Origin of the sequence: Streptomyces chattanoogensis, assembly GCF_001294335.1 — a bacterium.
In the GTDB taxonomy this organism is placed as follows: domain Bacteria; phylum Actinomycetota; class Actinomycetes; order Streptomycetales; family Streptomycetaceae; genus Streptomyces; species Streptomyces chattanoogensis.
The window spans coordinates 58,825-80,710 of sequence record NZ_LGKG01000141.1; the positions used below are offsets into that span (position 1 = coordinate 58,825).

Sequence of the window (21,886 nt, forward strand, 5' to 3'; positions counted from 1 at the left end):
ACGGGCCGCCGCGCGCCGGCGGCTCAGCCCTTGGCCATCGGCCAGGCGATCAGCCGGGGGTAGCTCCACAGCTCGCCGTGGTTGGCCTTCACGGTGGCGATGATGGCGCAGACCAGCCCGGAGATGAAGTACGCGCCCATGATGCCCATCACGGTCAGCAGCGGGACCGCGATGCCGTCACCGGCCTTCTGTCCTTCATCGGCGAGGGCCTCGAAGGTGAAGCCGCTGGCGAACCAGAGGATCACCCCGAGGACCGCCACGATGGCCTGGGTGAAGCCGAAGTTCATCGCCTGGGTGGCGTGGTGGCGGACAAAGGGGTCGTGCTGGTTGCGGGCGCTGTTGCGGATGGACAGCGGGGCGACCCAGCCGGTGAAGCCGCCGAGGCCGCAGCACAGCAGCGAGCCCACGATGACGGTCAGCAGCGCGCCGAGATGGGTCCACATCGCGGGGCCCTTCGAGGGCGAGGGCATCTGCGGGCCGTAGCCGGGGGCGGGCTGCTGGTAGGCGGGGCCCGCAGGGTAGCCGGCGCCCGGATAGCCGTAGCCGCCCGCCGAGGGACCGGTGCCCCAGCCCGGCTGGGCACCGTACGGCTGCTGCGGCCCGTACCCGGGCTGGTGGTAATCGGACATGCTGGCTCACCCCGTGTCACTGCTGCTGTCGCCCACCGCCGCGATGGCGTCAACTGACCGCGGCAGCCGACGGTTTCCGTCTCGTGAGACTACGGGACGGGTCGGACGGCGGCTCGGGCGGTGACGGCACGGGGGCGTTCCCGCAGGACGAAGGCCGCCACCACCCCGCCTATCAGCCCGAACAGATGGCCCTGCCAGCTGATCTGGCCGTCGGTCGGCAGCGCGCCCCAGACGATCGAGCCGTACACCGCGCCGACCAGCACCCCGATGCCGATGTCGAGGAGCTTGCGTTCGATGAAGCCGCGCACCAGGAGATAGCCGAAGAGGCCGAAGACCACGCCGGAGGCGCCCGCGGTGTTGCTGCCCGGTGCGGCCGTCAGCCAGACGCCGAGGCCGCTGGCGAGGATGACGAGGAGGGCGACGGCGAGAAAGCGGCGGATGCCCGCGCGCAGCGCGGCGACGAAGCCGAGGACCAGCAGCGGCACGGTGTTGGCCGCGAGATGCCCGAAGCCGAAGTGCATGAAGGCGGCGGGGACGATGTCGACCAGCTCGGCGGGGTCGCGCGGCGCGATGCCGAAGGTGTCCAGGGCGCCGCCGGTGACGAAGTCGACGCCTTCCAGCAGCCAGAGCAGGGCGACCCACCCCAGCATCAGCATCAGGCAGATCACGGGCTTCGCGCGTGCTGTCATCGTCCGGTCGTCCCTTCTCGTCCCCCGTCCCCCCCGCCGTCTCGCTCCGGGCGGGGCGGCCCCCGGCAGGCCGCGCGAGGGGCGCACAGGTAAGAACGGCCGTGAGGGGGTCGGTGGTTCCTGCGGATAGGCTCGAGTTGTGGAGCCGCCGCACAACGACATCAGTAACACCGGTCAGCCGGATCCCGGCCGCCGCCGCCCGTGGGTCGTGGGGATCTCCGGCGCGTCCGGAACCCCGTACGCCGCGTCCGTGCTGCGCGGGCTGCTCGCCGCGGGCGAGACGGTGGACCTCATCGTCAGCCGGGCCTCGCGACTGACCCTGCTGGACGAGACCGGTATCGCCTTCCGGGATGCGCATTGGCGCACTGACCTGCGGCAATGGCTGGCGCTGGGGGCGGACGGCAAGCCGGGGACGTTCCCGGTGACCGAGGCGGATCTGGCGGCGGTGCGGTACTGGCCGGCCGGTGATCTGGCGGCTGGCCCGTCGTCCGGTTCGTACCCCGTCAAGGGGATGCTGATCGTCCCGGCCAGCACGGCGTGTGTGGCCGGGGTGGCGCTCGGGCTCTCGAAGGATCTGCTGCAGCGGGTGGCGAGCGTGACGCTCAAGGAGCGCCGCCGGCTGGTGGTCACGGTGCGCGAGACTCCGCTGAACGGACCGACGCTGAAGCATCTGGTGGCGCTGGACGAGGCGGGCGCCGTGGTGCTGCCCGCCTCTCCGGCGTTCTATGCGGGGGCGACGCACATCCAGGATCTGGTGGACTTCGTCGCGGGCCGGGTGCTCGATGCGGCAGAGGTGCCGCACGGTCTGTACCGGCGCTGGGAAGGGGAACTGCGAGGCGGCTCCAAGGAGGAGGGCGCCCCGGACCCGTCCTAGTGGTGTCTAGCGCTTCTTGGCCGCGGTGGCGCGGCCGAACAGGCGCCGGGCCCGCGGGGCCGCTTCCTTTTGGGCACGTGAACGATTGGCCTGGTCCTGCAGCTCGCGCATGCGGGCGTAGGCCATCTCGATCGAGTACACGGTGACTGCTCCTGTTGAAGATCGTCGCTGATCAGTTTGTGGCTGATCGGTGGAGGATTCGAAAGAAATGCAGGGCTTGTGGCCCTGTATGCCTTAGATTCTACATGCGAAACCCGAAAATGCGTAAAGATTGGAAGGCTTGAGGGCATGGACGCGGTGGATAGGCAGCTCATCCAGGCACTTCGCGAGAACGGACGGGCCTCGTACGCGGAGCTCGGCCGGCTCGTGGGCCTCTCCGGGCCCAGCGTCACCGACCGGATCAACCGCCTCGAGGCCGCCGGGGTGATCACGGGCTACCGCGCCACGGTCGACGCCGCGTCCCTCGGGCTCGGCGTCACCGCGCTGGTCGGCATCTCCCTGTCGGACGCCGCCGACCACGAGGACGTGGCGCGCCGGCTCAAGGACCTCGCCGAGATCGAGGACTGCTGGTTCATCGCCGGCGACGACTCGTACATGCTCAAGGTGCGGGTGGGTGACGTCGACGGCCTGGAGCGCACCATCCGGCGGCTGTCCGGCACCAAGGGCGTCTCCCGTACGCGCACCACGATCGTGCTCTCCACCAAATGGGAGAACCGCGTCGGCGAACTGCCCGAAGAGGACGCGTAAGGGCGAGCAGCGCTGTGCCGCAGGGGCGGACGGGGCGGCGCCAGGAGGCCTCCGTCCGCCCGTACACCCGGCCTCGGCCGGCCCGGCGGCCGGGGGCTGCCGTCCGCCGGAAGACGGGGGAGTAGGCTCGTCGAAGCCGTTTTTCGGTACCGAACGGGCACCGGGGCGGCACGCATACGGCACCGATACGGCACGGATACGGCACTGACGTGGCCGGGACACTGGGAGGCGACGGGATGGCTGCATCTATGGATGCGGGCCTCAAGCGCGAGCTGGAGGCGAAGGTCCACGCCGGAGAGCGGCTGACCCGCGAGGACGGTATCGCCCTCTACGAGTCCGACGACCTGGCATGGCTGGGCGGCCTCGCCCACGAGGTGCGCACCCGCAAGAACGGCGACGTCGTCCACTTCAACGTCAACCGTCACCTCAACATGACGAATGTGTGCACCGCGTCGTGCGCCTACTGCTCCTTCCAGCGCAAGCCGGGCGAGAAGGACGCGTACACGATGCGCATCGAGGAGGCCGTCCGCCTCGCCAAGGCGATGGAGGGCGAGAACCTCACCGAGCTGCACATCGTCAACGGTCTGCACCCGACCCTCCCCTGGCGCTACTACCCGCGCTCCCTCAAGGCGCTCAAGGAAGCCCTCCCGCAGGTCTCCCTGAAGGCCTTCACCGCGACCGAGATCCACCACTTCGAGACCATCTCCGGGCTCACCGCCTCCGAGATCCTCGACGAGCTGATCGACGCCGGCCTGGAGTCGCTGACCGGCGGCGGCGCCGAGATCTTCGACTGGGAGGTCCGGCAGCACATCGTCGACCACCGCACCCACTGGGAAGACTGGTCGCGCATCCACCGCCTCGCCCACGAAAAGGGCCTCAAGACCCCCTCGACGATGCTCTACGGGCACATCGAGGAGCCCCGCCACCGCGTCGACCACGTCCTTCGCCTGCGCGAACTCCAGGACGAAACGGGCGGCTTCCAGGTCTTCATCCCCCTGCGCTACCAGCACGACTTCGTCGACATGCAGGACGGCAAGGTCCGCAACAGGCTGCAGGCCCGTACGACCATGGCCAGCGGCGCCGAGGCCCTCAAGACCTTCGCCGTCTCCCGCCTGCTGTTCGACAACGTCCCGCACATCAAGTGCTTCTGGGTGATGCACGGTCTGCAGACCACCCAGCTCGCCCTCCAGCACGGCGCGGACGACATGGACGGCTCGGTCGTCGAGTACAAGATCACGCATGACGCGGACAACTACGGCACCCCGAACAAGCTCACCCGCGAGGACCTCCTCGAGCTGATCCGCGACGCCGGCTTCCGCCCCGTCGAGCGCAACACCCGCTACGAGGCCATCCGCGAGTACCTCGGCCCGGACCCGGACCGCCGCGAGTCCCCGCAGCCGATGCGCGTCTGACCCGGCGGTACGGACCTCTGTCACGGACGTCTGTCAGTGGCGGGAGTTAGGGTCCGGGTCATGAACGTGCGTTTCGACCTGGACCCTTCCGTCACCCCCGAACTCCACGACGGACTGTGCCGGTTGTGGACCGACGTCTCCAACGCGGGCGGCGCGGTCGGCTTCGTCCCGCCGGTGACCCGCGAGGACATACGTCCCGATCTGCTCAGGAAGCTGACGGCCCTGGCCGAGGGCCGCGAGCGCCTGCTGGTCGGCCGCGACGAGACCGGCCGGGTCCTGGCGACGGCGTATCTCGCCCCCACCGGCCACCGCCTGATGCAGCACTGGCTGTGGGTCTACACCGTCATGGTGGACCCCTCCCTCCAGGGCCGGGGGATCGGCCGCGCCCTGATGTCCGCGGTGGCCGACGCCGCCCGCACCTTCGAGGGCATCCGCGGTATACGCCTCACCTGCCGCGGCGGCACCGGCGCCCGCCGCTTCTACGAGGCCTGCGGCTACAAGGTGGTCGGCCGGGTCCCGGGTGCGATCAAGGTGGCGGAGGGGGAGTTCCGGGATGACATCACGATGTGGCTCGAGCTGGCCTGAGCGGGGGCGGCAGCGGGCGGACGATCCCGCCGAGGCGTTGCGGGAGGCCGACCGGCGCAAGGCCGAGTCCGCCGTCACGGAGCTCGGCTGCGTACCCCTACCGGAACCGCTGCTGAACCGCTCCTACGACGGCGTGACCGGGCTGCGGGCGATCCACTGCCGGTGATCCGCGGACAGTGACCCCGGGTGAGGGACCCGGCATCGTCCGGCGGCCGCGGGGCCGGGAAAGATCGCCCGTGCCGCTGTGCTTCACTGGCAGGAGACCCTTTCGGTTGCCGTTGAGAAGAAGGTCCAGTCCGTGAGTAGCCCCCAGTTCGCCACGCTCCGCTACACCGCGCTTCGCATCGGCCTCTTCATCGCCTCGTTCGCCGTGGTGTGGGTGCTGGCCTACTTCCGGATCATCCCCCTCGGCATCGGCAGCTCGAATCTCCCCTGGCTCCTGCTGCTGGCCATCGTGATCTCCGCTCCGCTCAGCTTCGTGCTGCTGCGCAGGCAGCGGGATGCGATGTCCGAGCAGATCGTGGCCAAGGTCGACCGCCAGCGCGAGCGCCTCGCGGCCAACCGCGGCCAGGAGGACGGCGTGTAAGACGCCTCACACCGAGCCTCGCGCCACCGGGCGCCCGGCTGTTGGGAACGCACTCCCCAACGGCCGGGCGCCCGCCGCGTTTTACGCCCCTTTCGTCCCCTGTGTCGCGTCGCCCGTCCGCCCCCGTCTGAAAGATTTTCTTTGGGTCCCTCAAAGTTCAAGTGTTAACGTGCTTTACATGAAGACAGCAGCTGCGCCCCCGTCCCCCATGAGCGTTCCGCTCGTGGCGCGCCTGCACGTCGATCTTTGCCGCTGTGTGTCCGCGGCCTGTTGCCGCCGCTGACCACCACATATCCAGCGGCCGGAGATCCCTGCGTACGGACTCCTGGCGCCTTTCCACGCCGTCCCTTGTGCCTTACGCCTGTCCTCACCGGAGTGTGTCCGTTGTCGTCCTCGCCCACGTCTGCCCAGGCCACCGCCTCCAAGACGTCCCGAATACCCAAGGTCCCCTTCTGGGCCCAGATCCTGGCCGGTCTCGTCCTCGGCGTGCTGCTGGGCTGGGTCGCCAAGAGCGGTGATCTCGGCTGGCTCACGTCCACGCTGCAGCACATCGGCGACCTCTTCGTCCAGCTGCTGAAGCTGGCCGTCGCCCCGCTGGTCTTCTTCGCGATCCTGGTGTCGATCACCAACCTGCGGCAGGTCAACAACGCCGCCCGGCTCGCCACCCGCACCCTGCTGTGGTTCATGGCCACCTCGCTGATCGCCGTCGCGATCGGCCTGGCCATCGGCCTGCTCACCAACCCCGGCGCGGGCACCGGCCTGACCCCCAAGGACGGCAAGCTCCCCGACCACGCCGGCTCCTGGATCGACTTCCTGACCGGCATCGTCCCCACCGACATCATCACGCCGTTCACCGAGCTGAACGTCCTGCAGATCGTCTTCATGGCGGCCGTCGCCGGTATCGCCGCCCTCCAGCTCGGCGAGAAGGCCGAACCGGTCCTCACCATCAGCCGCTCGGTCCTCGAGCTGCTGCAGAAGGCCCTGTGGTGGGTCATCCGCCTTGCCCCGCTCGGCACCGTCGGCCTCATCGGCAACGCCATCGCCACGTACGGCTGGAACCTGATCGGCAAGTACGCGACCTTCACCGTCGACGTCTACATCGGCTGCGCGCTCGTCCTCTTCGGCGTCTACCCGCTGCTGCTCTCGACCGTCGCCAAGGTCAACCCGCTGCAGTTCTTCCGCGGCGCCTGGCCCGCCATCCAGCTGGCCTTCGTCTCCCGCTCCTCGGTCGGCACCATGCCGGTCACCCAGAAGGTCACCGAGCGCCTCGGTGTGCCGCGCGAATACGCCTCCTTCGCGGTGCCGTTCGGCTCGACGACCAAGATGGACGGCTGCGCCTCGATCTACCCGGCGATCGCCGCGATCTTCATCGCCCAGATCTTCGACGTCCACCTGAGCATCGGCGACTACATCCTGATCGCCTTCGTCTCGGTCATCGGCTCCGCCGCCACTGCGGGCCTCACCGGCGCCACGGTCATGCTGACGCTGACCCTGTCCACCCTGGGGCTGCCCCTGGAGGGCGTCGGTCTGCTGATGGCCATCGACCCGATCCTGGACATGATGAGGACGGCCACCAACGTCGCCGGACAGTCGGTCATCCCGATCCTGGTCTCCGCCAAGGAGAAGATCCTGGACCGCGAGGCCTTCGCCGCCGCGACCAGCATCCGCATCGGCGACACCGGGACCGGGACCGAGCCCGAGGCCGCTACCGGGACGGTGACCGAGGCGGAAGCCGCTCCGGTGCCCGCCGCGGCCGCCGCCGGCTGAGGCCGGCAGCGAACGGGACCTCGTGGTCAACGGGGTCCCGTAGCGAACGGGACTCGCAGAAACACCACGGCGCCCCCGCAGTCAGTACATCCGGCAACACCCGGTAGATCCGGTACGGATGGACGGCTGCGGGGGCGCCGTCGTGTCCGGCGGCGCCCGTTACCCGGCGGGCGGCACCGCCCCCGTATGCGCCAGGATCGCCGCCGCGAGCGGGGCGTGGACGGCCGGCGGGAGGGCGTGGCCCATGCCCGGGATCTCGACGAGACGGGCGTTGCCGACGGCCTGGGCGATGTGCTGAGGGTGCGGGGGCGGGAAGACCGGCTCAGCCGGGGCGGCGATGACGAGGGTGGGGACCCGGTTCCCGGCGAGTGCGTCGGTGCGGAGCATGCCGGAGACGTCGGCCCGGCCGTGCGCGGTGCCGACGCGGTAGTGGCCGGTGTGCTCGATGATGCGGCGCTCCAGGGCGCGGAAGAAGCCGGCGTCGAAGGGCAGCAGATCACCGGCGAGTACCCGCCAGTGTGCGACACGGCGTTCCACCTCGGCCTCCGCCCCGTGGTCCTCGACGGGGCGGGCCCACATCTCCAGGACCTCGGGTGCGATGCCGGGGAGTTCGCCGACCGGGACGGTGGTGCCGTCGGGGCGGGTGTAGGGGGTGGTGCTGAGGGCGCTGGTGCCCATGAGGGTGGCGCTGATCAACCGGTCGGGGTGGTCGGCGAGCGTCATCTGGGCAAGCATGCCGCCGAGTGACAGGCCGACGAGGTGCGCCCGCGGGATGCCGAGCCCGTCCAGGACGGTGACGACGTCCGCGGCGAGATCGGCGATCCGGTACGGCTGCTCCTCGAACGGCCAGCTGGAGCGCCCGGTGTCGCGGTGGTCGTAGCGGATGACCCGGTGGTGCGCGGCCAGCGCGTCCACCAGCGGTTCCGGCCAGCCGAGGCCGCTCGCCTGGGCGCCCATGACCAGGAGCAGCGGGGGAGCGTCGGCGGGTCCACGCTGTTCGGTCCACAGGCGGATGCCGGGGGTGGAAGCGTCGATGAACTGCTGCACGGCCGGTCCTGTTCGTAGGGGAAAGGGAGGAAGCAGGAAGAAGGAGCGAGGGTGCGCAATGACCACGCGCGCCCGCGACGAACCGTATCGTCTCGTTATGGCGAGATCATGTCAAGGAACTGGGTGCGGGAGGCGAAGATCGTAAACTTACTTTGCAGTAAATGCGGCAAAGGGGCGGGACGGAGGGGTATTCGGCATGGGTGCCGTGAAGAGCAAGCGGGTACCGCGGGCGGTCCGGGAGCAGCAGATGCTGGATGCGGCGGTGCGGACGTTCGCCCGGCGCGGCTACCGGGCGGCCTCGATGGACGAGATCGCCGAGGCCGCCGGGGTCTCCAAACCGCTGGTCTATCTCTATCTGAATTCCAAGGACGAGCTGTTCACCGCCGTCATCCGGCGGGAGCGGGCGGCGCTGGTGGCGGCCGTGACGGCGGCCGTGGAGCCGGACGCGCCGGCCGACCGGCAGCTGTGGAGCGGACTGAAGGGGTTCTTCGCACACACCGCCGAACACCCGGACGGCTGGGCCGTCCTGCATCAGCAGGCCCGTACGCACGGTGAGCCGTTCGCCCTCGAAGTGGCCGCGATGCGCGCCGAGATCGTGGAGTTCGTCACGGACCTGATCGGCGCAGCCGCCAAGGAAGCGGGCTGCGCCGGGGAACTGGCCGACCGCGAGGTGGCCGGCCTCGCCCATGCGATGGTCGGCGCGGCCGAATCGCTCGCCGAGTGGTCCAACTCCAGCGAAGGGGAAGGGGCTTACGGAGAACGAGAGCACTCCTCGGCGAAGGACACGGCGGCCACGCTGATGAACCTCGCCTGGGCGGGCCTCGGTCGGATGACCGACGGCGAACGGTGGGCGCCGGGCGGCTGACGCACCGTCCGACCTGTTGATGCACCCGGCGGCGCCGGGCGGACCCTTGGCCGGGGCTTCCGCCCGGCGCCGACTGGTTGGCGGACGCGCCCACCCGGAATCGGCAAGAGGAAGGCGGTGACCGGGGATTGGCCGGCTCCCGGTCCTCGCGTAAATTTACTTCGAAGTAAGGTTACTGACGGGTCAGGGGTTGGTCGAGATGAGAGCTGCCGGCGGACCGACGGCAGTACCGACGGCAGTACCGGCTTCAGGACCGACTGCCGCGCCGACTGCAGCGCCGACTGCAGGGCCAGGGACCGACACCCCAACTCGCCGGCGAACGCGGGCACACCGTACGCACCCCAACGCCACCGGCCCCCGGCCTGGGCACCCCGCCTGACCCCCACCCGCGGACCTCGCACCAAGAACGCGCCCCCCCCACGCAAGAACGCGCCGCCATTTCCCTCCCACGGAAGAAATGAGGAGCCGCCCGTGTTCAGCCAGGAAAGCGCCGCACCCGAAACCCGAGCCGCCACTCCGGTCCCGGCCCCCACCCTCACCGAGCCGCACAAAACCGTCCTCAACGGCACCGTCCGCGAGGTCTCCGTCCCCGCCCTGGCCCCGCCCGTCCACACCGGCTCGCTCGGCGACCTTCCCTTCATCAACGCCGCCGAGGCCCCCGCCGATGCCGTCCTGGCCCGAAAACAGCCCAGCGGCGCCTGGCGCGACATCACCGCCGCGGAATTCGCCGCCCAGGTACGGGCGGTGGCCAAGGGCCTGATAGCGCATGGCCTGCATCCCGGCGACCGGCTCGCCATCATGGCCCGTACGACCTACGAATGGACCCTGATCGACTTCGCCGCCTGGGCCGCCGGCCTGGTCACCGTCCCCCTCTACCCCACCTCCTCCGCCCACCAGGCCCAGTGGATCCTGCACGACTCCGGCGCCCGCGCCTGCGTGGGGGAGAGCGTCGAGGAAACCCGCCTGATCAGCGGCATCCGCACCGAACTCCCCGCCCTCGACCACCTCTGGCAGTTCAGCACCGGGGCCGTCTCCCACCTCGTCTCCGCGGGCCGTGACCTCCCCGACGAGGCCGTCGACGAGCGCCGCGCCATCGTCGGCCCCGCCTCCCTCGCCACCCTCATCTACACCTCCGGCACCACGGGCCGCCCCAAAGGCTGCGCCCTCACCCACGCCAACTTCTTCGCCGAGGTGGACAACGCCGTCGAACTCCTCCACCCCGTCTTCAAGTCGGTGAGCCAGGAACCCGCCTCCACCCTCCTCTTCCTCCCCCTCTCCCACGTCTTCGGCCGGATGGTCGCCGTCGGCTGTCTCCGCGCCAGGGTCCGCCTCGGGCACGCCCCCAGCATCCAGACCGACGACCTCCTCGCCGATCTCGCCGCCTTCCGGCCCACCTTCCTCCTGGCCATCCCCTACGTCCTGGAGAAGGTCTTCAACACCGGCCGCGCCACCGCCGAGAAGATGGGCCGGGCCGCCTCCTTCGACCGCGCGGCCCGTATAGCCCGCGCCTACGGCGAGGCCGTCGAGGCCCAGGAACACGGGACCGGACCGGGCCCCGGCCTCGCCCTCAAGGCCGCCCGCAAGCTCTACGACCCCCTGGTCTACCGCCGCATCCGCGCCGCCCTGGGTGGCGCGGTCCGCTACGCGATCTGCGGCGGCTCCCCACTGGGCCACCGCCTCGCCGCCTTCTACTCCGGCGCCGGCATCGAGATCTTCGAGGGGTACGGCCTGACGGAGACCACCGCCGCCGCAACCGTCACCCCGCCCCTCCGCCCCCGTATCGGCACGGTCGGCTGGCCGCTGCCCGGCAGCGCCGTCCGCATCGCCGACGACGGCGAGATCCTCCTCCAGGGAGGTCATGTCTTCACCGGCTACTGGGACGCGGCCCGGGGCACGGCCGTCCCCATGACCGACCGGGACGGCTGGCTGGCCACCGGGGACCTGGGCGCCCTGGACTCCGACGGCTACCTCACCATCACCGGCCGCAAGAAGGAGATCATCGTCACCACGGGCGGCAAGAACATCGCCCCCGCGCCCCTGGAGGACCGCCTCCGCTCCCACCCCCTGGTCGGCCAGTGCATGGTCCTCGGCGACAACCGCCCGTACGTCACGGCCCTGATCACCCTCGACCCCGACGGCCTTGCCCACTGGCGCCAGATGACCAGGAAACGCGACGTGCCGCTCGCGGAACTCGTACGCGACGACCGCCTCCTGGCCGACCTCCAGCATGCCGTGGACGACGCCAACAGCCTGGTCTCCCGCGCGGAGTCCATCCGCCGCTTCGCCGTCCTCCCAACCGACTTCACGGAGCAGACCGGCCATCTCACCCCGTCGCTGAAGCTGCGTCGGGCGGCCGTGGCCCGCGACTTCGCGAAGGAGATCGAGGGGCTGTACGACAAGCAGTGACCCCGCCTCGGTGACCCCGTCCCCGTCCTCCCCTAAGGGGCGACCCTGACGAAACCCCGAGCCGTACAACCCGGTTGCCCCGGATCGCCTCCGGGAGACCTCAGGGTCGAACACCCCCCATTGTGGTGATCCGCGGTGCGGTTGCGCTCGGCAGCATGAAAGCCGTACGCACCGGCCGTTCACACCACGGAGCATGCCTTGCACTTCCGCAGCCGCAACCACAGCCACAGAGGTACACGTGCGGCTCTCGCCGCCGCCCTCGTGCTCGCGCTGTCCGCCGGCGCGTCGGCCCCCGCCCTGGCCGACGCGCCCGGCACCGACGTGGCAACGGCTCAGGCGGGGACCGGTCACCCATCGACCGGCCCGAACGTGCCCGCACTGGAAAAGGCCCTCCGCGGGCTCCCCGACAAGGACGCCACCGCCGCCCTCGTGCGCGTCGGCGGCCACGGCAGCTGGCACGGCAGCGCCGGCGTCCACGACCTCGAAAGCCACCGCAAGGCCCTGGAGAACGCCCGCTTCCGCGCGGGCTCCACCACCAAGGTCGTCACCTCGGCTCTCGTACTGCAACTCGCCGCCGAGGGAAAGATCGATCTCGACGGGACGGTGCAGCACTATCTGCCCGGCCTGCTGACCGACGCCTTCCGGCCCATCACCGTCCGGCAGCTGCTCACGTTCACCAGCGGGCTCCAGCCGGGCGCCACCCTCGGCCCGGAGAACGCCGAGGGGTACGAGAACCGCTTCAAGACCCTGACCCCGGAAGCCGTCGTCGCGTCCTCTGTCGCCAAGGGTCCGTACCGGGGCCCTGGGGAAGGCCCGGGCAAGAAACAGCGCTACGGCAACATCGACTACACCGTCCTCGGCATGCTGATCGAGCAGACCACCGGCGATTCGTACGCGCACCAGGCCGCGGTACGCATCTTCCGCCCGGCCGGCATGCGGCACACGTCCTTCCCCGAGGGCCCCGACCCCCGGATCCACGGCCCGCACAACCGCGGCTACCAGAAGCTGGCGGACGGCCGGACCGTGGACGCGACCGAGTGGAACATGTCCGACCGCTGGGCGGCCGGAGACATGATCTCCACCACCGCCGACCTGGAGAAGTTCGTCGTCGCGCTCTTCCAGGGCAAGATCGTCCCGCAGTCGCTCCTGGAACGGGAGATGCTCACCGTCCCGCACGTCAAGGGCGCCACGATGAGCGCGGGCCTGCAGCGCTACGACGCCGGCGACGGCAAGATCATCTGGCTGAAGAGCGGATCCCGGCCCGGCTACAGCACACTCTTCGCCGCAACCGAGGACCTGTCCCGCACCCTCGTCTTCTCCGTCAACGCCACCGACGCCAAGAGCGAGCAGAGGAATCCGGTCGCTGAGCGCATAGTGAGGGCAGCGTTCGCGCTGCCCGCGCAGTAGCCGTACGCCGACGTGTACGCCGCCCCCCACCTCACCGCCGCCCGCCTCCCCCGGACGACCACCGGTTGAGCCGCCGCACGGTCTCCTCCACTCCGCGTCGGTCAGCAGATACGGCCGGCCGCCGTACGAAGCAGCTGTCCTCGCCGCGCAGCGGGACCTCGGCGGGGTGGCGAGGCCTGGTCAGCGGAGGCACCGAAGGGGCGGGGGCGCGCGGTGGTGCGCAGAGTGGTGTACGACATGCCGGACGTCGCCCGGCGCTGTCCGTGTGCCGGAAGTAACCAACCCAGTACCAAGAGCAAGATCTTTCGGCTAAGGTCGCTCATGCGTGTCAACCTCCTGTCGGTTGATAGCCGCGCCCCCGGACCGGTCGGACGGTCGCGGGGGTCTTCCGGGATGCCGTACGAAGAAAGGCGCCCCTCTGCTCTGGAGCCGAGGCGCTTGGCGCGTCAGACTGGAACCCCCGTGTCACCTCTGTGGGGGAGGTGGCACGGGGCCTCTCATTGCGCCGCAGCCTTACGGAGCACGGCCGTCAGCTTTCGGGCCGTGGCGGTGTTGCAGTTCCCGAGCGCGATGAGCGAGAGGCGGTAGCTGCCCGCATAGGCCGGCAGCTCGAGGCCGAGCGACGGCAGGGTGATGCCGTTGGCCGCGAGGGCGGTGCGGAGCGCTTCGGTGCACTCGTCGGCGTCGTCGATGTGGTTGTGGTTGACGTCGTGGTCGTGCATGCCCTTTATCTCCCTGTGCGCATGGTGACGAACTGCTCACAGAGTGCCGTGGTGCGGCGTGGCTTGGAAGGGTTTTCATGGCCACTGTGCGATCTGTGGAATGGTGAAACATGCCTGTGCGCAAGGAAATTGACGGTTCGCGGAGCGTCCCCGCGTTCTACGGCAAGGAGTTGCGGTGGAAGCGGGAGAAGGCAGGGCGCACGCTCAAGGAGACCGTTGAGGGCAGCTACTTCGGGACGAGTTACCTGAGTGAGATTGAGCGCGGTCAGCGGCGTATTCCGGAGACACTGGCGAGCCACATTGACCGAGCGCTGGAGACCGATGGGTTCTTCGCCCGGCATTGCGAAGACGTGCGGAACGCGAAGCCGAGCGGACACGCGGACTACTTCGCAGAAGTCGCAGAGGCGGCATGGCGCGCTCGGGATATCGAGGACTGGGATCCCACCTTGATTCTGGGACCGCTCCAACTGGAGCCGTACATCCGGGCGGTCGTACACGCTGCTCACCCTGAGGACACCGAGGAAGAGGTCGCCTCCAAGGTCGCTGCAAGACGCGAGTATGCGGGGCGTTTCGAAAGCACGACAGCCCCCGAGCGCTGGGTCGTGCTACATGAGTCGATCCTGAAGCAGCCGATCATCGGCGACGACGAGATGGCAGAGCAGCTTGCTCATGTTGCCGCCCTCGCCCGGCGTCGTTGTTTCGTGCCGCAGATTCTCCCGGTGAAAGGGCGCGCGCACCCATTTATGACCGGCACGACGCGGATCATGACCTTCTGCGATGCCCCACCACTTGTGTACGTCGAGGGCATGTACAGCGGCCAGACCATCGATGACTCAGGAATCGTGAGGCGGTACCAGAAGGCCTACGATCGGCTCAGAGCCGCCGCACTGCCGCCTGAGGAGTCCCTGGCAATGATCGAGAAGGCGGCGGAGGGCTACGGAAATGGCAAGCATCCGCGTTGACTTGAGCACAGCCAACTGGCGCAAGAGTAGCTACAGCAACGGTGATAGGGGCCTCTGCGTGGAGGTTGCTGAGGGGTTTCTCGGTGCCGCCCGCTGGGGTGGGATCAGCTACTGCAACGGCTCCGGCGGCAACTGCATCGAGGTGGCCAACAACCACCCCGGCCTCGTCCCCGTACGCGACACCAAGACCGCACCCGACGGCCCGACCGTTATCATCCCGGCCGCCGCCTGGGCCCGCTTCGTCACGGCTGTCAAAGCCGACACGTTCCTTGCCTGACCTGCTGGTCGAGGCTGCTCGCGCAGGCCTGCTCACCGGCGCCTCAGCGGTCGACGTCTTCGCCGAACTGGCGCGGAAAGCAGCAGATTCGCCGTCTGCCGCGCTCGCGGTGTGCTTGGCGCTCGGCGTGCCGCGTGCCGACGCGGAGCAACGGCTGGACGGCAGCGACGAGCTGCTGGACGAGCTGAACCCGGGTGAGGAGCGGATGGGGGGCGAGATCCTCGAGACGCTCGGTGTGTTCGACGTCGACCGTTCGCTGGACGAGCGTGGCGAGGAGATCAAACGCTGGTTGGGCACGGCGATCGGCGCCCACGGCACCTTCGGTTCCGGCCATGCGCACAGCCTCTGGCGTCGCCTTCGCACCGGAGCGCTGACCGGGGCGTTTCTCTCCCCCGCGGACAGCGGTCCCCACCCCGTCGAAGGGGCTCCCTCGACGTACTGGGAGGCGCTGACCCGTGCCGGGGAGTTCTGTCCGCCGACAACCACGAAGCGGACGAGCGGTTCGAGAAGGCGCTCGAGCGTTGCCGTCGGCAGGCTGCCGGGACCGGGCGCGGGTGTCCTGGAACCGGCGGCCGGTGAGGCGTGACGGGGTGGCCGCCCGAGTGCCGTGAGCTCGTCCCGGGGGGCGGGGAGGGGGTGCTCCCCGAGATCCTCAAGCCGGGCGAACGGGCGACGGTTCTGCTTCGGGCGGAGGCCGGCTACTTCGTTTCCCGCAAGCGAGGCGCGCCTCTCGTTCAGCTCGGGTGGCTGCCCGACCGTTAGCGGGATCCATACGGCGAACCAGGGCGGCGCACGTGCCGTCCGTGGAATTCCGGCAGGGCGATCTGCGGTTTCCCGTTTCCCGTTGTCCGGTGTTCGATACGGCGATACGAGGAATTCACGCGGCGGGCCGTTCCCGGTGGCGTCGCGGGCCAAAAGGAGGGGGCGCAAAAGGCAGGAGCCCCGCTCCCCGCCGAAGCGGAGGAGCAGGGCTCCTTGGGTACTGCAAAGAGAGTGACCAGGAATTATTCCGGGCCGGGCAACTTACTACGCGGGGGTTACGTTCTCCGCCTGCGGACCCTTCGGGCCCTGCGTGACGTCGAAGGTGACCTGCTGGTTCTCCTCGAGGGAGCGGAAGCCAGAGGCGTTGATCGCGGAGTAGTGGACGAAGACATCCGGGCCGCCGCCGTCCTGGGCGATGAAGCCGAAGCCCTTTTCAGCGTTGAACCACTTGACGGTTCCGGTAGCCATAAGCCCTCCTTGGGCCAAAGGGTTGCCCTGCTCCAGAACCTGCAAACAAGTCTGAAAACTACAAAAGCCTGCGGGTCACATGCTCCGCAGGCTTTGTACTGCAAGGGAAACCAAACTGCAACTTGCGCTGAGCCTAGCACGGTGCACTCGGCAGGCGGAAGAGCTAAAGATCACGTTTAGCCGGGGGAGTGAGCGCCGCACGGAGAGTCGTGCGGGGAGTCGTACGGAGGGGGTACGGAGAGCCGTACGGGCTCTTCTGCGGTCCCGCTTGCAGACCCGCCGCATGGCCCCGAGAGCGGCGGGTCTAGCCTCCGCATGTGGACAATTCAACCTTTGGAGACGCACCCGCGGGCGCACCGGCCGACCGCCGTCGCTGCCGGCCCCGGGTGGGCCACATCCAGTTCCTGAACTGCCTGCCCCTCTACTGGGGCCTCGCCCGTACGGGTGCGCTGCTCGATCTGGACCTCAGCAAGGACACCCCGGAGAAGCTGAGCGAGCAGCTGATCAGGGGGGAGCTCGACATCGCGCCGGTGACCCTGGTGGAGTTCCTGCGGGCCGCTGATGATCTTGTGGCGTTCCCGGACCTCGCCGTCGGCTGCGACGGGCCCGTGATGTCCTGCGTGATCGTCTCGCAGAAGCCGCTGGAGCAGCTGCACGGCGGCCGGGTCGCCCTCGGGTCGACCTCGCGCACCTCCGTACGGCTGGCGCAGCTGCTGCTGGCCGAGAAGATCGGGGTGCAGCCGGAGTACTACAGCTGCCCGCCGGACCTGGGGCTGATGATGCAGGAGGCGGACGCCGCGGTGCTGATCGGCGACGCCGCGCTGCGCGCCAATCTGCACGACGGGCCCAAGCTCGGCCTGGAGGTGCACGACCTCGGGCAGATGTGGAAGGACTGGACGGGGCTGCCGTTCGTCTTCGCCGTATGGGCGACCCGGCGCGACTATCTGGAGCGCGAGCCGGCCGTCGTGGAGAAGGTGCACGAGGCGTTTCTCGCCTCCCGCGATCTGTCGCTGGAGGAGGTCACCAAGGTCGCGGAGCAGGCGGCCCGCTGGGAGATGTTCGACGAGTCGGTGCTGGAGCGGTACTTCACGACGCTGGATTTCCGCTTCGGGGCCGACCAGCTGCAGGGTGTGACGGAATTCGCCCGCCGGGTCGGACCGACGACCGGGTTCCCGGCGGATGTGAAGGTGGATCTGCTGGGCGGCCGGCCCTAGCCGGGGCGGCCGGCCGGGGGCAGCCGCCGGCCGAGGTCTGCTCCTGAGTGCCCTCTACGGACCGGCCGGCCGGACGGGTGCCGGGGCGGGCGCGGCCGGGGTCGGGCCGCGGAGGACCTTGCTGATGGCCTCCAGCGTGGCTTCCCGCATGCCCTGGACGTAGCTCCGGGCGTTGTGGGTGCCGCCCTGGATGACGTGGAGGCGGGCCTTTACGGGGCCGTCCTCGGTGTTCCCGTACTTCCGCAGGAAGCGTTCCAGGTTTGCGCGGCCGGACTCCTTGCTGCCGATCTGGAACTCGAGGTGGACCGGGGGAGCGCCGGGGCGGGCGGCGAGCTGTTCGGCCAGGTGCTCGGGGTCGTTGGCGCGCAGGGCTTTTTCGTGGCCGCGCCAGAGGGGGGAGTCGGGGCGGGTGTCGGGGCCGGAGGCGATGACCGCCTTGAAGCGGTCCGGGTGCTGCAGGACCTGCTTGAGGCCGGCGAACCCGCCGGACGAGGAGCCCATGAAGGCCCAGCCGTCGCGGTGGGCGAACGTCCGGAAGTTGGCCCTGACCAGGTCCGGGACGTCGTCCGACAGCCAGGTGCCCATCTTCGGCTGCCCGGGGATGTCGCTGCCGTCGTAGTAGTGGTCCTGGTCGGGGTTCAGCACGGGCATGACGACGACGAAGGGCTTGCTCCGGCCGGCCGCCGCCATGTCGCCGATGGTGCTCTGGAGTCCGAGGTCGGTGCCCATCCAGTAGTTAACGGGGTAGCCGGGGCCGCCGGGCAGCGCGATCAGCACCGGGAAGCCGCTGTTGCGGTAGCGGTCCTCGTAGTACTCCTTCGGCGCCCAGATCCAGACCTTGCCGGTGAAGCCGGATTTCTTTCCGTGCAGCGTGGTGACGCCGATCCTGGTGCCGTCGGCGAGGGTGTTGGCGGTACGGAATTCCGCCTGCGGGCCGGCGGGCATACGGACTGCCGGGTCGGTGGGGCGGTCCGCGCCGTCCGGGGCGGATGCCGTGGAGCCGGGGGCCGGGCCGCTGAAGGACATGGGCTCGCCGTTGTCCGAGAACACGTCGAGGTGGTTCAGGACGGGGACGGCGGCGACGAGGACCAGGGCCGCGACGGCCGAGCCGAGGAGGAGCCGGCGCTTTCTGCGGGGGCGGGGGGCGTGCGGGTGGTGCACGGAGGTACTCCGGACGGTCGCGCTGCCGTGGTGGGCAGGTTGGGGAGGTGTGGCGGTTTGCGCCCTGTTTGATGCGGAAAGTGGTGCGGGGGTTTCCGGCGGCCGCGCATGACATGGGTCATAAGCTGAAGCGCGCCGTACGAAGGACCGTCCGAAGGGCCGTGCAAGGGGGAGGCGAGCCATGGAGCCGCTGGCAGGCGACGATCCACGCGTCCTGGGCCGGTACCGGCTGCTGGGCCGGCTCGGCGCCGGCGGTATGGGGCGGGTCTATGTGGGGCGCAGCGAGGGCGGCCGTACGGTCGCGGTGAAGGTCGTCCATGCGCAGCTGGCGGCCGACGACCAGTTCCGGGCCCGCTTCCGGCGGGAGATCGAGTCGGCGCAGCGGGTGGGGGGCGACTGGACCGCGCCGGTCCTGGACGCCGATCCGGACGCGTCCATTCCGTGGATCGCCACCGGCTATGTCGCCGGTCCCTCACTGGCCCAGGCCGTCGCCGATGTCGGGCCACTGGCCGAGCGTTCCGTACGGGTCCTGGGCGCGGGGCTCGCCGAGGCGCTGGCCGCCGTCCATGCGCTCGGGCTGGTCCACCGGGACGTCAAGCCGTCGAATGTGCTGTTGACGCTGGACGGTCCGCTGCTGATCGACTTCGGGATCGCGCGGGCGATGGAGGGGACGGTCTCCCTGACGTCCACCGGGGTGTCCGTCGGGTCGCCCGGTTATATGGCACCCGAGCAGATTCTGGGGAACGGCGCGACGGGCGCCGCGGATGTCTTCTCGCTGGGAGCCGTGCTGGCGTATGCGGCGACGGGGGCCAGCCCGTTCGCCGGGGACTCGTCGGCCGCGCTGCTGTACAAGGTGGTGCACGAGGAGCCGCTGCTGGGCGCCCAACTGGGCGGCGAGCTGCGGGAGTTGGTGTCCTCCTGTCTGTCCAAGGACCCCGCGGGGCGGCCCGCTCCGGCCGAGCTCGCGGCCCGGCTCGCGGGGGACGGGAGCGGCGGGGCCGCGGAGCTGGTGCGGGCCGGATGGCTGCCGGGGGCCGTGATGGAGCAGGTCAGCCGACGGGCGGTGGAGCTGCTGAACCTGGAGGCGGAGGCGGCCGCTCCGCACGGCGCGGAGGGCGCTTCGGCCCCGGCCGGCGGGGCGTTCGGGCCGCCGGATCCGTCGTACGGGGCGGGGGCCTCGGGGGCCTCGTACGGGGCGCGTCCCTCGTACGGGCCGGATGCCTCCTATGGGGCGGATCCCTCCTACGGGACCGGTCAGCCCTCCGGCGCCGGTCAGCCCTCCGGCCTGGTTCCCTTCGAGACGCAGGAGCCGAGTGTGCCCGCCCGGCCGTCCGGTCCGCCGCCGTCTCCCTGGCCCGTTGCCGGGGCGGCGGTCGCCGACGCCGCGACCGTGGACCCGTCCGCCGTGCACACCGCCACGGCCCCCAAGGAGCGCCGGATCGCGCTGACCGGGGCGGTCGGCGGCGAGCAGCGGCCGCGCCGGGTGAGCTGCACGCTGGTGCTGTCGGTGGCCGGTGCGCTGGCCGCCGCGACGACCGCGGCGTGGGTGTTCCATCTGCTGCCGGGCTCCGGCGGCAGGGACCTGGCCGCCAAGCCGCCCGCCAAGGACACGGCGACCGCGCCCGGGGACCCGGGCGGGGGCACCCCGCCCTCCGTCGCCAAGGGCTTCCTCGGCACCTGGACCGGCAGTGTGACGACGGCGCACACCGGATACAACGGCACGATGACCAGCGTGATCAAGCAGGGCGGCAAGGGGGACTACGTCATCCACACCACCTATGACGTGATCGTGCTGCGCTGCGAGGCCAAGGCGAAGCTGGTGTCGTCCACCGGGAACACCCTGGTCCTGCGGGAACGGCCCGACGGCAGGCAGGGGCCCGGCTGTACGGGGACCACCTCCCGGGTGACGTACACGCTCGGCAAGGACGGCAGGATCGCCTTCGCCTCGGACGACGACGCGGGCGGCACCCCCAAGGCCACCCTGACGAAGCGCTGACGAAGCGCTGACGAACCGCTGACGGCGGACCGGCGGCCGGGGCCGTCGGACCCCTGACGTACGCTGGTTCGGTCGTTATGCCCGCCTCCGAAAGGGACGCCCCGGTGACCGAGAACGCCGACCTCCAGTCCGTACTCGACCGCGCCGCGCAGGGCGGCCGCATCACCCCGGAGGAGGCGCTCGACCTCTACCGTTCCGCGCCGCTGCACGCGCTGGGCCAGGCCGCCGACGCGGTGCGCCGCCGCCGCTACGCCGGCAGTGAGCACATCGCGACGTACATCATCGAGCGCAACATCAACTACACCAATGTGTGCGTGACGGCCTGCAAGTTCTGTGCGTTCTACGCCCCGCCGAAGGACACGGCGAAGGGCTGGACGCGCGATCTCGACGACATCCTGCGCCGCTGCGCGGAGACCGTCGAACTGGGCGGCACCCAGATCATGTTCCAGGGCGGCCACCACCCGGACTACGGCGTCGAGTACTACGAGAAGCACTTCGCGGCCATCAAGAAGGAGTTCCCGCAGCTGGTGATCCACTCCCTCGGCGCGTCCGAGGTGGAGCACATGGCCCGGATCTCCGGAGTGTCCGTCGAGGAGGCGATCCGCCGGATCCACGCCGCGGGCCTCGACTCCTTCGCGGGCGCGGGTGCCGAACTCCTCCCCGCCCGCCCCCGCAAGGCCATCGCGCCGCTGAAGGAGTCCGGCGAGCGCTGGCTGGAGATCATGGAGGCGGCCCACGGGCTGGGCGTCGAGTCGACGTCCACCATGCTGATGGGTACGGGCGAGACCAACGCCGAGCGCATCGAGCACCTCCGGATGATCCGGGACGTCCAGGAGCGTACGGGCGGTTTCCGCGCCTTCATCCCGTACACCTACCAGCCGGAGAACAACCACCTGAAGGGGCGGACGCAGGCCACCCTCTTCGAGTACCTGCGGATGATCGCCATCGCCCGGCTCTTCCTCGACAACGTCGCCCACATCCAGGGCTCGTGGCTGACCACCGGCAAGGAGGTCGGCCAGCTGACGCTCCACTACGGCGCCGACGACCTCGGCTCGGTGATGCTGGAGGAGAACGTCGTCTCCTCGGCCGGTGCCAAGCACCGCTCCAACCTCCGCGAGATGATCGACATGATCCGCTCGGCGGACCGCGTCCCGGCGCAGCGCGCCACGACGTACGAGCACCTCGTCGTGCACGACGACCCGGCGAACGACCCGGTGGACGAGCGTGTGGTGTCGCATCTGTCGTCCACGGCGATCGAGGGCGGGACGGCGCACCCCGAGCTGAAGCTCGTCGAGGCCAACTGAGAGCCG

23 protein-coding genes are annotated in these 21,886 nt (G+C 70.1%); 16 read left to right on the plus strand and 7 right to left on the minus strand.

Translation table 11 applies throughout. The annotated features are described in order from the left end of the window. Positions 1-23: 23 nt before the first annotated feature. Together ADL29_RS20040 and ADL29_RS20045 are read right to left on the minus strand one after the other, a co-directional pair. On the minus strand, positions 24-629 hold the full coding sequence (locus ADL29_RS20040) for a DUF4870 domain-containing protein (protein WP_053925017.1): 606 nt from the start codon (positions 627-629) through the stop codon (positions 24-26). Positions 630-718: 89 nt separating this feature from the next. Further along, complete coding sequence (locus ADL29_RS20045) at positions 719-1,318, minus strand: rhomboid family intramembrane serine protease (protein WP_053925018.1); 600 nt, start codon at positions 1,316-1,318, stop codon at positions 719-721. 139 nt (positions 1,319-1,457) lie between these two features. Between ADL29_RS20045 and ADL29_RS20050 the strand changes: the two genes are divergently transcribed. Beyond that, positions 1,458-2,192: a UbiX family flavin prenyltransferase gene (locus ADL29_RS20050; RefSeq protein WP_179954565.1), complete on the plus strand. Its 735-nt coding sequence runs from the start codon at positions 1,458-1,460 to the stop codon at positions 2,190-2,192. Between the two features lie 6 nt (positions 2,193-2,198). Here ADL29_RS20050 and ADL29_RS46060 read toward each other — a convergent pair whose 3' ends face one another. Then, positions 2,199-2,333: a hypothetical protein gene (locus ADL29_RS46060; RefSeq protein WP_281181898.1), complete on the minus strand. Its 135-nt coding sequence runs from the start codon at positions 2,331-2,333 to the stop codon at positions 2,199-2,201. 147 nt (positions 2,334-2,480) lie between these two features. On the opposite strand from ADL29_RS46060, the gene ADL29_RS20055 reads away from it, so the two are divergent. From ADL29_RS20055 to ADL29_RS20075, 6 genes are all read left to right on the plus strand, one after another. Then, positions 2,481-2,939 carry an Lrp/AsnC family transcriptional regulator gene (locus ADL29_RS20055; protein ID WP_046927358.1) on the plus strand — a complete coding sequence of 153 codons (459 nt, stop codon included), beginning with the start codon at positions 2,481-2,483 and terminating at the stop codon, positions 2,937-2,939. Positions 2,940-3,187: 248 nt separating this feature from the next. After that, entirely contained in the window at positions 3,188-4,351 is a 1,164-nt protein-coding gene (mqnE, locus tag ADL29_RS20060) for an aminofutalosine synthase MqnE (RefSeq protein ID WP_053925019.1), read from the plus strand. Positions 4,352-4,411: 60 nt separating this feature from the next. Continuing rightward, positions 4,412-4,936 (plus strand): GNAT family N-acetyltransferase, encoded by a 525-nt coding sequence (locus ADL29_RS20065; RefSeq protein WP_053925020.1) that lies wholly within the window; start codon positions 4,412-4,414, stop codon positions 4,934-4,936. Then, positions 4,905-5,102, plus strand: coding sequence for a hypothetical protein (locus ADL29_RS43560; protein ID WP_157878542.1), 198 nt, complete (start codon positions 4,905-4,907; stop codon positions 5,100-5,102). Before ADL29_RS20065 ends, ADL29_RS43560 begins: the two co-directional genes overlap by 32 nt. Positions 5,103-5,234: 132 nt before the next feature. Further along, positions 5,235-5,522 (plus strand): DUF4229 domain-containing protein, encoded by a 288-nt coding sequence (locus ADL29_RS20070; protein ID WP_046931091.1) that lies wholly within the window; start codon positions 5,235-5,237, stop codon positions 5,520-5,522. Positions 5,523-5,906: 384 nt separating this feature from the next. Then, positions 5,907-7,289: a dicarboxylate/amino acid:cation symporter gene (locus ADL29_RS20075; RefSeq protein WP_053925021.1), complete on the plus strand. Its 1,383-nt coding sequence runs from the start codon at positions 5,907-5,909 to the stop codon at positions 7,287-7,289. 159 nt (positions 7,290-7,448) lie between these two features. On the opposite strand, the gene ADL29_RS20080 is transcribed toward ADL29_RS20075, so the two are convergent. Continuing rightward, positions 7,449-8,336: an alpha/beta fold hydrolase gene (locus ADL29_RS20080; RefSeq protein ID WP_053925022.1), complete on the minus strand. Its 888-nt coding sequence runs from the start codon at positions 8,334-8,336 to the stop codon at positions 7,449-7,451. Between the two features lie 196 nt (positions 8,337-8,532). Here ADL29_RS20080 and ADL29_RS20085 point away from each other — a divergent pair, with 196 nt between their 5' ends. The 3 genes from ADL29_RS20085 to ADL29_RS20095 all read left to right on the plus strand — a co-directional run bounded on the left by ADL29_RS20085 (position 8,533) and on the right by ADL29_RS20095 (position 13,014). Beyond that, the gene (locus ADL29_RS20085) at positions 8,533-9,201 is read left to right on the plus strand and encodes a TetR/AcrR family transcriptional regulator (RefSeq protein ID WP_053925023.1); all 669 of its coding nucleotides are present in this window, start codon (positions 8,533-8,535) and stop codon (positions 9,199-9,201) included. Positions 9,202-9,672: 471 nt separating this feature from the next. Next, on the plus strand, positions 9,673-11,607 hold the full coding sequence (locus tag ADL29_RS20090) for an AMP-dependent synthetase/ligase (RefSeq protein WP_053925024.1): 1,935 nt from the start codon (positions 9,673-9,675) through the stop codon (positions 11,605-11,607). A gap of 198 nt (positions 11,608-11,805) precedes the next feature. Further along, the gene (locus ADL29_RS20095; protein ID WP_053925025.1) at positions 11,806-13,014 is read left to right on the plus strand and encodes a serine hydrolase domain-containing protein; all 1,209 of its coding nucleotides are present in this window, start codon (positions 11,806-11,808) and stop codon (positions 13,012-13,014) included. Between the two features lie 497 nt (positions 13,015-13,511). Here the strand turns inward: ADL29_RS20095 and ADL29_RS20100 are convergent, their stop codons facing one another. Beyond that, complete coding sequence (locus tag ADL29_RS20100; protein ID WP_053925026.1) at positions 13,512-13,736, minus strand: hypothetical protein; 225 nt, start codon at positions 13,734-13,736, stop codon at positions 13,512-13,514. A 110-nt stretch (positions 13,737-13,846) separates the two neighbouring features. On the opposite strand from ADL29_RS20100, the gene ADL29_RS20105 reads away from it, so the two are divergent. The 3 genes from ADL29_RS20105 to ADL29_RS20115 are packed head-to-tail and all read left to right on the plus strand — an operon-like array spanning position 13,847 to position 15,561. Then, on the plus strand, positions 13,847-14,698 hold the full coding sequence (locus ADL29_RS20105; RefSeq protein WP_053925027.1) for a helix-turn-helix domain-containing protein: 852 nt from the start codon (positions 13,847-13,849) through the stop codon (positions 14,696-14,698). Next, positions 14,679-14,975 (plus strand): DUF397 domain-containing protein, encoded by a 297-nt coding sequence (locus tag ADL29_RS20110; RefSeq protein WP_053925028.1) that lies wholly within the window; start codon positions 14,679-14,681, stop codon positions 14,973-14,975. The genes ADL29_RS20105 and ADL29_RS20110 overlap by 20 nt, the downstream gene beginning before the upstream one ends. Continuing rightward, entirely contained in the window at positions 14,968-15,561 is a 594-nt protein-coding gene (locus tag ADL29_RS20115) for a hypothetical protein (RefSeq protein WP_053925029.1), read from the plus strand. The genes ADL29_RS20110 and ADL29_RS20115 overlap by 8 nt, the downstream gene beginning before the upstream one ends. Positions 15,562-16,001: 440 nt before the next feature. Here ADL29_RS20115 and ADL29_RS20125 read toward each other — a convergent pair whose 3' ends face one another. Next, a complete protein-coding gene (locus ADL29_RS20125) occupies positions 16,002-16,205 on the minus strand; it encodes a cold-shock protein (RefSeq protein WP_030667277.1) in 204 nt (67 codons plus the stop codon). Positions 16,206-16,522: 317 nt separating this feature from the next. Here ADL29_RS20125 and ADL29_RS20130 point away from each other — a divergent pair, with 317 nt between their 5' ends. After that, on the plus strand, positions 16,523-17,419 hold the full coding sequence (locus ADL29_RS20130) for a menaquinone biosynthetic enzyme MqnA/MqnD family protein (RefSeq protein WP_078971149.1): 897 nt from the start codon (positions 16,523-16,525) through the stop codon (positions 17,417-17,419). Between the two features lie 54 nt (positions 17,420-17,473). On the opposite strand, the gene ADL29_RS20135 is transcribed toward ADL29_RS20130, so the two are convergent. Continuing rightward, positions 17,474-18,580 (minus strand): alpha/beta hydrolase, encoded by a 1,107-nt coding sequence (locus ADL29_RS20135; protein ID WP_053925032.1) that lies wholly within the window; start codon positions 18,578-18,580, stop codon positions 17,474-17,476. Between the two features lie 181 nt (positions 18,581-18,761). On the opposite strand from ADL29_RS20135, the gene ADL29_RS20140 reads away from it, so the two are divergent. Then, positions 18,762-20,576, plus strand: a complete 1,815-nt coding sequence (locus tag ADL29_RS20140) for a serine/threonine-protein kinase (RefSeq protein ID WP_053925033.1) — start codon at positions 18,762-18,764, stop codon at positions 20,574-20,576. 104 nt (positions 20,577-20,680) lie between these two features. Beyond that, complete coding sequence (gene mqnC, locus ADL29_RS20145; protein WP_053925034.1) at positions 20,681-21,880, plus strand: cyclic dehypoxanthinyl futalosine synthase; 1,200 nt, start codon at positions 20,681-20,683, stop codon at positions 21,878-21,880. Positions 21,881-21,886: the final 6 nt, after the last annotated feature.

Bases quoted from the DNA above. Each gene is read 5' to 3' on its own strand.
- ADL29_RS43560 (WP_157878542.1), top strand. From the start codon at position 4,905: ATGACATCACGATGTGGCTCGAGCTGGCCTGAGCGGGGGCGGCAGCGG.
- ADL29_RS20055 (WP_046927358.1), top strand. From the start codon at position 2,481: ATGGACGCGGTGGATAGGCAGCTCATCCAGGCACTTCGCGAGAACGGA.
- ADL29_RS20105 (WP_053925027.1), top strand. From the start codon at position 13,847: ATGCCTGTGCGCAAGGAAATTGACGGTTCGCGGAGCGTCCCCGCGTTC.
- ADL29_RS20140 (WP_053925033.1), top strand. From the start codon at position 18,762: ATGGAGCCGCTGGCAGGCGACGATCCACGCGTCCTGGGCCGGTACCGG.
- mqnE (WP_053925019.1), top strand. From the start codon at position 3,188: ATGGATGCGGGCCTCAAGCGCGAGCTGGAGGCGAAGGTCCACGCCGGA.
- ADL29_RS20040 (WP_053925017.1), bottom strand. From the start codon at position 629: ATGTCCGATTACCACCAGCCCGGGTACGGGCCGCAGCAGCCGTACGGT.
- ADL29_RS20125 (WP_030667277.1), bottom strand. From the start codon at position 16,205: ATGGCTACCGGAACCGTCAAGTGGTTCAACGCTGAAAAGGGCTTCGGC.
- ADL29_RS20085 (WP_053925023.1), top strand. From the start codon at position 8,533: ATGGGTGCCGTGAAGAGCAAGCGGGTACCGCGGGCGGTCCGGGAGCAG.
- ADL29_RS20065 (WP_053925020.1), top strand. From the start codon at position 4,412: ATGAACGTGCGTTTCGACCTGGACCCTTCCGTCACCCCCGAACTCCAC.
- ADL29_RS20100 (WP_053925026.1), bottom strand. From the start codon at position 13,736: ATGCACGACCACGACGTCAACCACAACCACATCGACGACGCCGACGAG.
- ADL29_RS20110 (WP_053925028.1), top strand. From the start codon at position 14,679: ATGGCAAGCATCCGCGTTGACTTGAGCACAGCCAACTGGCGCAAGAGT.
- ADL29_RS20045 (WP_053925018.1), bottom strand. From the start codon at position 1,318: ATGACAGCACGCGCGAAGCCCGTGATCTGCCTGATGCTGATGCTGGGG.